Source organism: Williamsia muralis NBRC 105860 (assembly GCF_001598915.1).
GTDB lineage: Bacteria > Actinomycetota > Actinomycetes > Mycobacteriales > Mycobacteriaceae > Williamsia > Williamsia muralis.
Genome location: NZ_BDAP01000005.1, coordinates 1 through 13356, shown reverse-complemented (window position 1 = coordinate 13356; position 13356 = coordinate 1). Strand labels below are relative to the sequence as shown.

Annotated in this window: 11 protein-coding genes; all 11 read left to right on the top strand. The window is 65.1% G+C overall.

The window, feature by feature from the left end; genetic code table 11:
- The gene (argJ, locus tag WIMU1_RS18050) at positions 1–1188 is read left to right on the top strand and encodes a bifunctional glutamate N-acetyltransferase/amino-acid acetyltransferase ArgJ (RefSeq protein ID WP_030173229.1); all 1188 of its coding nucleotides are present in this window, start codon (positions 1–3) and stop codon (positions 1186–1188) included.
- On the top strand, positions 1188–2153 hold the full coding sequence (gene argB, locus WIMU1_RS18045; RefSeq protein ID WP_245968997.1) for an acetylglutamate kinase: 966 nt from the start codon (positions 1188–1190) through the stop codon (positions 2151–2153). The genes argJ and argB overlap by 1 nt, the downstream gene beginning before the upstream one ends.
- Complete coding sequence (locus tag WIMU1_RS18040) at positions 2150–3343, top strand: acetylornithine transaminase (protein ID WP_023960664.1); 1194 nt, start codon at positions 2150–2152, stop codon at positions 3341–3343. The genes argB and WIMU1_RS18040 overlap by 4 nt, the downstream gene beginning before the upstream one ends.
- Complete coding sequence (gene argF, locus WIMU1_RS18035) at positions 3340–4263, top strand: ornithine carbamoyltransferase (protein WP_062799287.1); 924 nt, start codon at positions 3340–3342, stop codon at positions 4261–4263. Before WIMU1_RS18040 ends, argF begins: the two co-directional genes overlap by 4 nt.
- Complete coding sequence (locus tag WIMU1_RS18030; RefSeq protein ID WP_051406618.1) at positions 4242–4730, top strand: arginine repressor; 489 nt, start codon at positions 4242–4244, stop codon at positions 4728–4730. Before argF ends, WIMU1_RS18030 begins: the two co-directional genes overlap by 22 nt.
- A gap of 77 nt (positions 4731–4807) precedes the next feature.
- Positions 4808–6004: an argininosuccinate synthase gene (locus WIMU1_RS18025; RefSeq protein ID WP_023960659.1), complete on the top strand. Its 1197-nt coding sequence runs from the start codon at positions 4808–4810 to the stop codon at positions 6002–6004.
- On the top strand, positions 6005–7408 hold the full coding sequence (gene argH / locus WIMU1_RS18020) for an argininosuccinate lyase (RefSeq protein WP_062799285.1): 1404 nt from the start codon (positions 6005–6007) through the stop codon (positions 7406–7408).
- 86 nt (positions 7409–7494) lie between these two features.
- Positions 7495–10476: an AMP-binding protein gene (locus WIMU1_RS18015; RefSeq protein WP_084248408.1), complete on the top strand. Its 2982-nt coding sequence runs from the start codon at positions 7495–7497 to the stop codon at positions 10474–10476.
- A 32-nt stretch (positions 10477–10508) separates the two neighbouring features.
- Positions 10509–10748, top strand: a complete 240-nt coding sequence (locus tag WIMU1_RS18010) for a Trm112 family protein (RefSeq protein ID WP_023960653.1) — start codon at positions 10509–10511, stop codon at positions 10746–10748.
- Positions 10749–10775: 27 nt separating this feature from the next.
- Complete coding sequence (locus WIMU1_RS18005; RefSeq protein ID WP_245968999.1) at positions 10776–11447, top strand: DNA-3-methyladenine glycosylase; 672 nt, start codon at positions 10776–10778, stop codon at positions 11445–11447.
- Positions 11444–12712: a tyrosine--tRNA ligase gene (gene tyrS / locus WIMU1_RS18000; protein ID WP_062799281.1), complete on the top strand. Its 1269-nt coding sequence runs from the start codon at positions 11444–11446 to the stop codon at positions 12710–12712. The genes WIMU1_RS18005 and tyrS overlap by 4 nt, the downstream gene beginning before the upstream one ends.
- Positions 12713–13356: the final 644 nt, after the last annotated feature.

Genomic DNA, 13356 nt, shown 5'->3' with positions numbered 1-13356 from the left:
ATGACTCGATTGCAGGGCGTCACGGCATCCTCAGGTTTCCGGGCTGCGGGCATCGCTGCGGGTATCAAGGCCAGCGGCAAGGAAGATCTGGCGTTGGTGTTCAACGAGGGCCCCGAGTACGAGGCCGCTGGTGTGTTCACGGAGAACAAGGTCAAGGCCGCGCCGGTGTTGTGGAGCCGGCAGGTCTTGTCCACCGGCAGGCTTCGGGCCGTGATCCTCAACTCCGGCGGTGCGAACGCCTGCACGGGGCCCGGGGGGTTCCAAGACGCGCACGCCACGGCGGAAGCCGTGGCAGAAGCCATCAGCGGCTGGGGTACCGAGACCGGCGCCATCGAGGTCGCCGTCTGCTCAACCGGTCTGATCGGTGACAGGTTGCCCATGGACAAGGTGCTGGCAGGCGTGACCGAGGTGGTACACGAGATGGGCGGCGGTATCTCGGGTGGGACCGATGCCGCGCACGCGATCATGACCACCGACACCGTGCCGAAGCAATCTGCGTTCCACCACGCCGACGGCTGGAATGTCGGAGGCATGGCCAAAGGTGCAGGCATGCTTGCTCCATCGTTGGCGACGATGTTGTCGGTGTTGACCACGGACGCGAAGGTGACCGCGGCTCAGCTCGACGAGGCACTGCGGGCGGCGGCAGCGATCACATTCGATCGGCTGGATGTCGACGGCGCCAGTTCCACCAACGACACCGTGTTGCTACTGAGCTCGGGCGCCAGTGAGGTCGAACCCACCCAGGCCGACCTCAACGAGGCGGTGCGGCTGGTGTGTGACGATCTCGCTGCCCAGATGCAGGCCGACGCCGAAGGTGTCACCAAACGAGTGGTGGTCACCGTGACCGGCGCAGCCAGTGATTCCGAAGCGCTTGTCGCGGCACGCACGATCGCCCGGGACAGTCTGGTGAAGACCGCGTTGTTCGGATCCGATCCCAACTGGGGCCGTGTCCTCGCCGCAGTCGGTATCGCGCCCATCGAGCTCGACCCTGACCGGATTGCCGTGCGGTTCAACGGTTCACCGGTGTGTGAACACGGGATGGGTGTCCCGGGCGCGCGCGAGGTGGATCTCTCGGTCACCGATATCGACCTCACTGTCGACCTGGGAATCGGATCGGGCAGCGCGTGGATCCGCACCACGGACCTGTCCCATGCGTATGTCGAAGAGAACTCGGCGTACTCGTCGTGATGGGCGCACTCACGCCTCTCGAGAAGGCCCACGTTCTCGCGGAAGCACTTCCGTGGCTGCAGCGGTTCTCCGGCAAGGTGATCGTCGTCAAATACGGCGGCAATGCCATGATCGACGACACCCTGAAGGCGGCATTCGCCGAGGACATGGTGTTCCTGCGGACCTGCGGAATCCATCCGGTCGTGGTCCACGGCGGCGGACCGCAGATCTCGGCGATGCTGCAACGCCTCGGGCTCACCGGCGAGTTCCGCGGTGGATTCCGGGTCACCACGCCGGAAGTGATGGATGTGGTGCGGATGGTGCTCTTCGGTCAGGTCGGCCGGGAACTCGTGGGTCTGATCAACGCACACGGACCCTATGCGGTCGGCATCTCGGGAGAAGACGCGCACCTGTTCACCGCGACGCGCCGCTCGGTTCTCGTGGACGGCGAGGCCACCGATATCGGGCTGGTGGGTGACGTGACGACCGTCGATCCTGCCGCCGTCACCGATCTCATTGCAGCGGGGCGTATTCCGGTGGTGTCGACCATCGCGCCCGACGCGGACGGGGTGGTGCACAACATCAATGCCGACACCGCCGCGGCAGCGCTGGCCCAGGCACTCGGTGCCGAGAAGCTGGTGGTGCTCACCGATGTCGAGGGGCTGTACACCAATTGGCCCGACCGCGACTCGCTGGTGTCGCAGATCAACACAACCGACCTCGCCGAGCTGCTCCCGCGGCTTGATTCGGGCATGGTCCCGAAGATGGAGGCGTGCTTGCGCGCAGTGGGCGGAGGTGTCGGTCAAGCGCATGTGATCGACGGGCGCACACCACATTCGATGCTCCTCGAGCTCTTCACGAGTGAGGGCATCGGCACCATGGTGGTTCCCGACCACGAACATGCGGCGCCGCAGGCCTATGGGCATGACGTGCCTGCCGTGGACCACGCTCAGACGCACTCGACACCTAGTGGGGAAGACAAATGACACACGATCGGACCGAGGCCTTGCAGGAACGGTGGTCGGCTTCGCTGATGAAGAACTACGGGACGCCGAAGGTGGCCCTGAAGTCCGGGCTCGGCGCGGTTCTCACCGATGTCGAGGGCCGCGAGTACCTCGACCTTCTCGGTGGGATCGCAGTGAACGTCCTGGGGCATGCCAACCCCGGCGTCATCGCGGCGGTGACCGAGCAGATGTCCACTCTCGGGCACACCTCGAACATCTATCTCAACGAACCGGTGGTCAAGCTGGCCGAAGCGCTGCTGTCGAGGTGGGGTGTCGAGGGCAGGGCGTTCTTCTGCAATTCCGGCGCCGAGGCCAACGAGGCGGCGTTCAAGATCGCCCGGCGCACCGGGAGGCCAGAGATCATCGCGGCCGAGCAGGCGTTCCACGGACGCACGATGGGGGCTCTGGCACTGACGGGCCAGCCGGCGAAACGCACGCCGTTCGAGCCGATGCCACCAGGGGTGCGCCACGTGCCCTACGGGGACATCGACGCGATGGCGGCAGCCATCGGACCGCAGACCGCTGCAGTCTTTCTCGAACCCATCATGGGCGAAAGCGGGGTGGTGGTGCCGCCTGCGGACTACCTCGCGTCGGTGCGGCAGCTCACCACCGACCACGGTGCCCTCCTGATCCTGGACGAGGTGCAGACCGGAATCGGCCGTACCGGAACGTTTTACGCACACCAGTCGGTCGGGATCACCCCAGACGTGATCACGTTGGCCAAGGGCCTCGGCGGCGGACTGCCGATCGGAGCGGTCCTGGCGACGGGCCCGGCCGCAGATCTGCTCGAACCCGGTCAACACGGCACCACGTTCGGTGGCAACCCGGTTTGCGCGGCGGCTGCGCTGTCGGTGCTCGATCAGATCGACTCCCAGGGGCTCACCGAGCATGCTGCATCGCTGGGCAAGTTCATCACCAGTGGCATCGACGATCTGGGCCACCCGCTGATCTCCCACACCCGCGGTGCGGGTCTGCTCTTGGCCGTTGTACTCACGGAGCCGGTCGCCGTTGCGGTCGAGGCCGCGGCTCGCGAGCGTGGGTTCCTCATCAACGCCCCGGCCCCGGACGTGCTGCGGCTGGCGCCGCCGTTGATCCTCACCGAAGATCAGGCAGCTGGGTTCGTGCAAGCGTTGCCCGGCATCCTCGACGCGGCCGGGCAGGCACAGTCATGACGCGGCACTTCTTGAGGGACGACGACCTGTCGCCGGAGGAGCAGGCCCGAGTGTTGGCCCTGGCTGCCGAGGTCAAGGCACAGCCTTTTGCTCACACACCGCTTTCCGGCCCCAAGGGTGTCGGGGTCATCTTCGACAAGAACTCCACCCGAACGCGGTTTTCCTTCGAGATGGGCATCGCCCAGCTCGGTGGGCACGCGGTGGTTGTCGACGGCAAGGAAACGCAACTGGGCCGTGATGAGACGCTGGCCGACACGGGCCGGGTCCTGTCCCGGTATGTGGAGGCGATCGTCTGGCGCACGTACGGTCAGAACCGTCTCGAAGAGATGGCGTCCACCGCAACCGTCCCGGTCATCAACGCCTTGTCCGACGACTTCCACCCGTGCCAGGTGCTGGCTGATCTGCAGACGATCATCGAACACAAAGGTCACGCTGCGGGTCTCACGCTCACCTACCTCGGGGACGGCGCGAACAACATGGCCCATTCATTGATGCTCGGCTGTGTGACGGCGGGAATGCACGTCAAAATCAGTGCACCGGAGGGGTTTACGCCCGACGAACGGTTTGTCGGCTACGCGCGGGACCGAGCGGCACTCACCGGCGGAAGCGTCGAGGTTGTCGTCGACCCGAAGTCGGCCGTTGCCGGGGCCGATGTTCTCGTGACCGACACCTGGGTGTCGATGGGTCAGGAAGACGACGGACGTGATCGGAGCGCCCCCTTCCGCGCCTATCAGATCAACTCCGATCTGCTGGCGCTTGCCGATCCCCAAGCCATCGTGCTGCATTGCCTGCCCGCACACCGCGGGGAGGAGATCACCGACGAGGTCATCGACGGACCACAGAGTGTGGTGTTCGACGAGGCGGAGAACCGGTTGCATGCTCAGAAGGCGGTGTTGTTGTGGCTGCTGGATCAACGGTGACCACCCGGGCCGGCCGACACGCGCGGATCATCGCTCTGCTGGCCGGCCGCGAGGTGCACAGTCAGACCCAGCTGCGGGAGCTTCTCGCCGCCGATGGCATCGACGCGACCCAGGCGACCATCTCCCGTGATCTCGACGAACTGGGTGCGGTGAAGATCCGCGGCGCCGACGGCGGATCCGGCATCTACGTGGTGCCAGAGGACGGCTCGCCGGTTCGCGGGGTCAGCGGCGGCACCGACCGCTTGTCGCGCCTGATGGGGGACCTGCTCGTGTCGATCGACTCCAGCGGCGCCATGGCGGTGTTGCGAACCCCGCCCGGCGCGGCGCACTATCTGGCCAGTGCGCTCGACCGGGCGAGCCTTCCCGAAGTCGTCGGCACCATCGCCGGGGACGACACGCTTTTTGTACTTGCCCGCGAGCCGATCACCGGCGCCGACCTGGCCGAGATGCTCGAGGCGCTGGCATGAGATTCTGAGCAGCACCACCTGACGAAACAGCCCTAAGACATACAACGCACGACCGAACTACAAGGAGTAACCCCCTCATGGCGCAGCGCGTGATCCTCGCGTATTCCGGCGGCCTGGACACCTCGGTGGCCATCAGCTGGATCGGTAAGGAAACCGGTAAGGAGGTGGTGGCCGTGGCCATCGACCTCGGCCAGGGTGGCGAGGACATGGAGGTGGTCCGCCAGCGAGCCCTCGACTGTGGGGCGGTGGAGTCGGTGGTGGTCGACGCACGTGACGAGTTCGCCGAGCAGTACTGCCTGCCTGCCATCACCAGCAACGCGCTGTACATGGATCGCTATCCACTGGTGTCGGCCATCTCCCGGCCGCTGATCGCCAAACATCTGGTGACCGCGGCCCGCGAACACGGCGGCACCACCGTCGCGCACGGTTGCACCGGCAAGGGCAACGACCAGGTTCGATTCGAGGTCGGATTCGGTTCGCTCGCACCGGAACTCGAGGTGATCGCACCGGTCCGCGACTACGCCTGGACCCGTGAGAAGGCCATCACCTTCGCCGAAGAGAACGCCATCCCCATCAACGTGTCCAAGAAGTCACCGTTCTCGATCGACCAGAACGTGTGGGGCCGGGCAGTGGAAACCGGTTTCCTCGAAGATCTCTGGAATGCACCCACCAAGGATGTGTACTCGTACACCGAGGATCCGACCATCAACTGGCAGGCACCCGACGAGGTCATCATCAGCTTCGAGAAGGGCCGCCCCACAGCGATCGACGGACGGCCGGTCTCGGTCCTCGAGGCGATCGTCGAACTCAACCGTCGGGCAGGCGCACACGGCGTCGGCCGCCTCGACGTGGTCGAGGACCGATTGGTCGGCATCAAGAGCCGCGAGATCTACGAGGCTCCGGGCGCCATGGTCTTGATCCGCGCGCACGAAGAGCTCGAACACGTCACCCTCGAGCGCGAACTCGGTCGTTTCAAGCGCGGCACCGACCGCAAGTGGGCCGAGCTCGTCTACGACGGACTGTGGTTCTCTCCCCTGAAGTCATCGCTCGAAGCGTTCGTCGACCACACACAGCAGCACGTGAGCGGCGACATCAGGCTCAACCTGCACGGTGGTCACATCGCGGTCACCGGTCGGCGCAGTGAGGAGTCGCTGTACGACTTCAACCTCGCCACCTACGACGAAGGCGACACATTCGACCAGTCGGCAGCCAAGGGCTTTGTCCATCTGCACGGCCTGTCGTCGAAGATCTCGGCGAAGCGGGATCTGCGCTAGATGTCCACGAACCAGGGATCTCTGTGGGGAGGCCGGTTCGCCTCTGGCCCGGCCGACGCCATGGCTGCCCTGAGCAAGTCCACTCACTTCGACTGGGTGTTGGCTCCGTACGACATTCGGGCCTCCCAGGCGCACGCCCGAGTTCTCCACAGCGCCGGCCTGCTGTCGGACGCCGACCTGCAGACCATGCAGGACGGACTCACGAGGTTGGCCGACGATGTCCGGTCGGGCGAGTTCGCACCTGCGGACAGCGACGAAGACGTCCATGGTGCGCTCGAACGCGGTCTGATCGAGCGGGTGGGAGCCGAGGTCGGTGGCCGGCTGCGCGCCGGTCGATCGCGGAACGACCAGGTGGCCACCCTCTTTCGGATGTGGCTGCGCGACGCCGTGCGGATGGTCTCGTCGGGGGTTCTCGATGTGGTGGACGCGCTGGTCGGCCAGGCACGGGCGCATCCCGATGCGGTGATGCCGGGCAAGACGCACCTGCAGGCTGCGCAGCCGGTGTTGCTCGCGCATCACCTGCTCGCGCACGCCCATCCGTTGATCCGTGATGTCGAGCGGCTGAAAGACTTTGATCGTCGCGCCGCCGTCTCGCCCTACGGGTCGGGTGCCTTGGCGGGGTCATCGTTGGGTCTCGACCCCGAGGCCATTGCCGCTGATCTCGGGTTCGATTCGGCGGCAGACAATTCGATCGACGCCACGTCGTCGCGGGACTTCGCTGCCGAAGCCGCCTTCGTCTTCGCGATGATCGGGGTCGACCTGTCCAGGATGGCCGAAGAGGTCATCCTCTGGAGCACACCGGAGTTCGGGTATGTGACGCTCGCCGACGAGTGGTCGACCGGCAGTTCGATAATGCCCCAGAAGAAGAATCCGGACGTCTCGGAGCTGACGCGCGGCAAGTCCGGACGGATGATCGGCAACCTCACCGGATTGCTGGCAACCCTGAAGGCACAACCGCTCGCGTACAACCGTGACCTGCAAGAGGACAAAGAGCCGGTCTTCGACTCGGTCACCCAGTTGCTCCTGCTGCTGCCGGCAATCGCGGGACTGGTCAGCACCCTGACCTTCGACGAGAACCGGATGGCAGAACTGGCTCCCGCCGGGTTCACGCTGGCCACCGACATCGCGGAGTGGATGGTTCGCGCGGGTGTGCCGTTCCGTGTTGCCCACGAGGTCGCGGGTGCATGTGTCCGCGCCGCCGAGGAAAAGGGGATCGGGCTGCCCGATCTCACCGACGACCAGTTCGCCGAGATCCATCCGGCGTTGACGCCGGCGGTTCGTGATGTGCTGACCGTCGAGGGGTCGATCGCCTCGCGGGACGCACGCGGCGGGACAGCCGGTGTGCGCGTCGCCGAGCAATTGAACAGGCTGGCCGAGGCCGCAATCGGACACAGGGACTTTTAGGGTTCCCGCCGGGGGCGGCCGCTGCGGCCGGGGTAGAGTGTGACGCCAGTCACGGTTCAACCAGATGTTGTTTCTTAGGGGTGTTTGTGCGCGGCCTTCCGAACGTCAAGGAAACCCTTGATCGTGTTGTAGCCACTGCCCAGAACGGGCTGGAGGTCATCAGGTACGGCAGTCTCGAGACCGGGACCAGACCTGCTCCGTTCCGGATCGAGGAAACCGTTCCGATGTACCAGCTGCGGCGGTACTTCCCGGATGAGCCCGGCGACGGTCCGCCCGTGGTGCTGGTGCCGCCGATGATGGTGTCTGCCAACGTCTACGACGTCACGGCCGACAACGGTGCAGTCACTGTCCTCCACCGCAACGGTCTCGACCCCTGGGTGGTCGACTTCGGTTCGCCGGACAAGGTCGTCGGCGGAATGGACCGCACCCTCGCCGACCACGTCGTGGCCATCAGCGAGGTCATCGACTCGGTTCGGGAGGCCACGGGCAAAGACGTCCACCTTGCCGGATATTCGCAGGGCGGAATGTTCTGCTACCAGACCGCCGCGTACCGACGTTCCGAGGGCATCGCGAGTCTCATCACCTACGGCAGCCCCGTCGACGTCCTCGGTGCGCTCCCTCTGGGATTGCCCGCAGCGCTGGTCACCCCGGGCGCACAGTTCCTGGCAGAGAACGTGTTCAACCGGATCTCGGTGCCCGGCTGGTTGGCGCGCACCGGTTTTCAGCTCCTCGACCCCGTGAAGGCGGCGCGCAGCCGCATCGACTTCCTGCGTCAGCTCCACGACCGCGAAGCTCTGCTGCCCCGGGAGGACTCGCGTCGATTCATCGAGGTCGATGGCTGGGTCGCGTGGTCCGGGCCTGCCGTGGCAGAGCTGTTGCGCCAGTTCGTCGTCCACAACCGGATGGTCGGCGGTGGCTTCGTGATCAAGGACCGTGTCGTCACGCTGGCAGAGGTCAGCTGCCCCGTATTGGCATTCCTCGGCGAGGCCGACGACATCGGTCAGCCGGTGGCCGTACGCGGCATCATGCGTGCGGCGCCGCTGTCGCAGGTGTATGAATCATCGCTTCCGGTCGGGCATTTCGGACTCGTCGTCGGATCGACCGCCGGCACCCGTACGTGGCCCACCACTGCGCAATGGATCCGGTGGCAGGACGGTTCCGCCGATCAGCCCGACCAGATCGAGAAGATGCACGACAACAGCGACGCGCTGGGTGGCTCCGGTGTCAGCTTCTCGTCGCGAGTGGTCCATGGTGTGGGGACGGCTGCCGGTGTCGGCGCAGAGGCCGGCCGGGATCTGGTCGGCGCGGCGAAGTCTGTCGGACGCACCACCGATGCCGTGCTCCGGGAATCTGCACGCGTGGTCCCGCGGCTCGTGCGGCTGGGCCAGTTGCAGGCCCGGACCACGATCTCGCTCGGGAAGTTGATGAACGAGAACGCCCGACGCAACGGCAAACAGGAGCTGTTCCTCTTCGAGGATCGGGTACTGAGCCACCGTCAGGTCAACGACCGTATCGACAACGTCGTGCGCGGTTTGATCGCGTGCGGGGTGCGTCCGGGCGAGCACGTCGGTGTGCTGATGCTGACCAGACCCAGTGCCCTGGTAGCGATCGCGGCACTGTCGAGATTGGGCGCCGTGGCAGTGATGCTCTCGCCCGGAAACGATCTCAAACAGTCTCTCCGGCTGGGCGATTGCTCCCTCGTACTCGCCGACCCTGCCAACCTCGACGATTCTGCGGCGATCGCCGACCGGGTGCTCGTACTGGGCGGCGGCGACACCCGAACACTCTCGCAGGCCGACGGCGAACGCATCATCGACATGGAGCAGATCGATCCGGACGCTGTCGAGGTACCCACGTGGTACCGGCCCGACCCGGGCCGTGCGGGCGACCTCGCGTTTGTTCTCTTCAGCAAGAACGGCGGCACCCTCGAGAAGTGGCCGGTGACCAACCATCGGTGGGCACTGTCGGCCTTCGGGGCCGCATCTGCCGCGGCACTCAGCAGCAACGACACCGTCTATTGCCTCACGCCGCTGCACCACGCCTCGGGACTGCTGACGGCCCTCGGTGGCACCGTTGCAGGTGGGGCTCGGATCGCGTTGTCCAACGGCATCGATCCGAAGCTGTTCTCCGCCGAGGTTCACCGGTACGGGATCACAGTGGTGTCCTACACGTGGTCGATGCTGCAGGACGTCATCCAATGCGACAGCCTTGCCATCCAGCCGCACAACCCGATTCGGTTGTTCATGGGCTCTGGCATATCCACCGGGCTGTGGGAAGACCTCCTCGAACGTTTCCCGCGTGCCCGGGTGCTCGAGTTCTTCGCCACCGGCGACGGTTCGGCGATCTTGGCCAACGTCACCGGCACCAAGGTCGGGTCGGCAGGCAGGCCGGTGCCCGGTGTCAACGAAGTCGCGATAGCGGCATACGACCTGGGGGAGAGCCGCCTGATCACAGACGACACCGGGTACGTCAGGGAAGCCCGCGTCGACGAGGTCGGGGTGATGCTGTCCAAGGCCCAGCAGCAGTACGAGGTGGGCGCAACGGTGCTGCGTGACGTGTTCGTCGTGGGCGACCGCTGGCAGCTGTCCGAGCACATGTTCAGACGCGATGCCGATGGGGATTTCTGGTTCATGGGCCACACCTCTTCGGTGATCCACTCGGCAGAGGGTTACATCTACCCCCAACCGATCGTCGACGGGCTGTCGCGGCTGGTGCAGGTCAAACACGCGGTCGTCTACAAGGTGGGGGAGCCCGGTAACCAGCTCGCGATCGCGGCGATCTCGAAGCAGTCCGACACCGGTTCACCCACAGGCTCGGCACTCAGGCTCGCGCTGGCCGAACTGACCCCGGCCGAACGGCCGCACATCATCCGTGTGCTCGACAACATCGAGGTGACCAACTCCTATCGTCCGCGGTCGGAGGCCCTACGTCAGGCGGGCATCCCCGCTGCCGGCGCTGGCGTCTGGTTCCGCGACGACGAGGGTCGGTACCGGAGGCTGACGCGGGCGATCGCCACCGAACGCGGTTGGCACGCCGGCGCGCGATCGGTCGCAGCGGTCGCCCACTGAGGTGACCGAATCGGAAAGGTACCGTTGACGCCGTGTCACATGAAGCCGGACTGAACCCCTTGTTGCTGACCTTGCTGGCATGCCCGCAGGACCACGGGCCCTTGCTGGTGATCGGCGACGAGCTGATGTACAACCCCAGGCTCCGCCGTGCCTATCGAATCGATGACGGCATACCCGCCCTGTTGATCGACGATGCGCGTGACGTCGGCGACGAAGAACACGAGCAATTGCTCCAGCGCGCCACTGCCACGACCGGTCCCTCGCCCAGCTGAACCTTGGTTCAACCGACTCTCTTCGACGTGGAGCGGCTGGCGGGTGCCACGCCGCTGCAGGCAGCGCGCCGACTACTCGGATCGCTGCTCGAGGTGGAAGCCGCCGACGGTGTGGTGCGGATGCGCATCGTCGAGGTCGAGGCCTACGGGGGCACCCCCGACAGTCGGTTCCCTGATCCTGCATCGCACGGATACCGGGGACCGACCGACCGGAACCGGGTGATGTTCGGGTCCGCGGGTCACCTGTACGTGTACCGGTCGTATGGCATCCACTGGTGCGCCAACATCTCCTACGGCCACGCCGGGCAGTGCGGTGGTGTGTTGATGCGCGCGGGCGAGATAGTCGATGGCCTAGACATCGCCAGACTCCGGCGCCCGACTGCCCGTGCCGACCACCAATTGGCCTGCGGCCCCGGCAATGTCGGTTCGGCACTCGCGATCAGCCGGGAACTGAACGGATCGGCGGTCTGCACGGGGGAGTCGCCCGTCAGGTTGTTCAGGGGTCCACGCGTACCGGCCGCCGCGGTCGAGAACGGGCCGCGCGTCGGCGTCAGTACGGCCCAGGATCGTCCGTGGCGTCTCTGGGACGGGCGCAGTCTCGCAGTGTCGAAGTACCGGCGCGCCCAGTCGTTGCCCTCCGGGACGCGCACCCTCCGCCTATCGGTACCTGCCGCGGGTACGGAAGGATCGACCCCGTGACCGATGCGATCCTCGACGAACTGACCTGGCGCGGGCTGATCGCCCAGACCACCGACATCGACGAGTTGGCAAAAGTGCTGACGAGTCCGACGACGCTCTACGCAGGGTTCGACCCCACCGCGCCGAGCCTGCACGCCGGCCACCTCGTTCCACTCCTCACGCTGAAGCGGTTCCAGCGTGCAGGCCACCGGCCCATAGTCCTCGCCGGTGGGGCGACGGGAATGATCGGTGATCCGCGCGACGTCGGGGAACGCACCATGCAGTCAGCGGACACGGTGGCCGAATCAGCGCGCAGGATCAGGTCCCAACTGGAGCGATTTGTCGACTTCGATGATTCGCCCACCGGTGCTGTGGTGGTCAACAACCTCGATTGGACGGGCAGCCTCCCGGTGGTCGACTTCCTACGAGACGTCGGCAAGCACTTCTCGGTCAACGTGATGCTGGCTCGTGACACCGTGCGACGCCGCCTGGAATCCGACGGTATGAGCTACACCGAATTCAGCTATATGTTGTTGCAGGCCAACGACTATCTGCAATTGAACCGCGAGTTCGGCTGCGCTCTGCAGGTGGGTGGTTCCGACCAGTGGGGCAACATCATCGCCGGGGTTGACCTCACCAGGAGGGTCGACGGCCGAGCTGTCCACGCGTTGACGGTCCCGCTGGTGACCTCGTCCGACGGCAAGAAGTTCGGCAAGTCAACCGGTGGTGGGAGCCTGTGGCTGGACCCGGAGCGGACCAGCCCCTACTCCTGGTACCAGTACTTCCTGAACACCGCGGACGCCGATGTGGTGCGTTACCTCAAGTGGTTCACCTTCCTGGGTCAGGAGGAGATCGCCGAACTCGAGCAGGTCACCCTGGAATCGCCGCACAAGCGCGAGGCGCAGCGACGGCTGGCGCAGGAGATGACCACTCTCGTCCACGGTCAGGCGAACACCGACGCGGTGCAACTGGCGAGCCAGGCGCTGTTCGGCCGTGCCGAATTGACCGAGCTCGACGAGAAGACGCTGGCCGCAGCTCTGTCCGAGACCACAATTGCCGACCTGGTCGCAGACTCTCAGCCGACCATCATCGACATCTTGGTGGCGACGGGACTGTCCGAGAGCAACAAAGCCGCTCGCCGAACCATCGGAGAAGGCGGCGCGTACGTCAACAACGTCAAGATCTCGGATCCGCAATGGCAGCCCGGTTCGACGGATCTGCTGCACGGATCGTGGTTGGTGGTGCGCCGTGGGAAGCGAAACTTCGCCGGCGCCCGGGTCCGATGACGCCTGTTCATGCGGTGTTACTCGAAAACACCCCTCTGACCAGGCGATTTGACGCCACGCTCACGACCGCGTAACTTTCTTCAAGTCAGCGAGTGAGGCGCCGGAGAGCGAGAGTCCGGAGCGGCCAAGAACACCGACGGGATGTTTTCCTGAAGGAACAACGCTGACCGCCCAAGTTAGATACGGATCCACTCCGGTGGAGCGTTTCTGCGCGGGTGGCTGAAGGCCGAGAGACCACGGAGCAGCCGGAAACGGAATGTTGCGAGCAGGTTTCAGAGCTGATAGGCTGGGAGACCTGCTCCGGACGAGATTCGGAGCGGAACTTCTAAGAAAGACAATAACAAATGCCCTCCGGGATGGCACCTGTTTTCAGGTGTCGAAGTCGGGGAGTGTGTGTTCTTTGAGAACTCGATAGTGTGTCGATGGATTGTTAGTGCCAATTTAGGTGCTGCGTTCTGTCACGGTGATCAGGCCCTTTGGGGGTTTGGTTGGTGATGGGGTGTGGTGCCGGCATTAGTTAGATATTATTTTGATCCCATCGCAGGTTTTGAGTCCTGTGGTGGTGTCAGTTTTTGTTTGGTTGGGATTGTGAAATCTCTTCAGGACATAATTTTTTTGAAAGGCACCTTTGTTGGTGTTCTTTT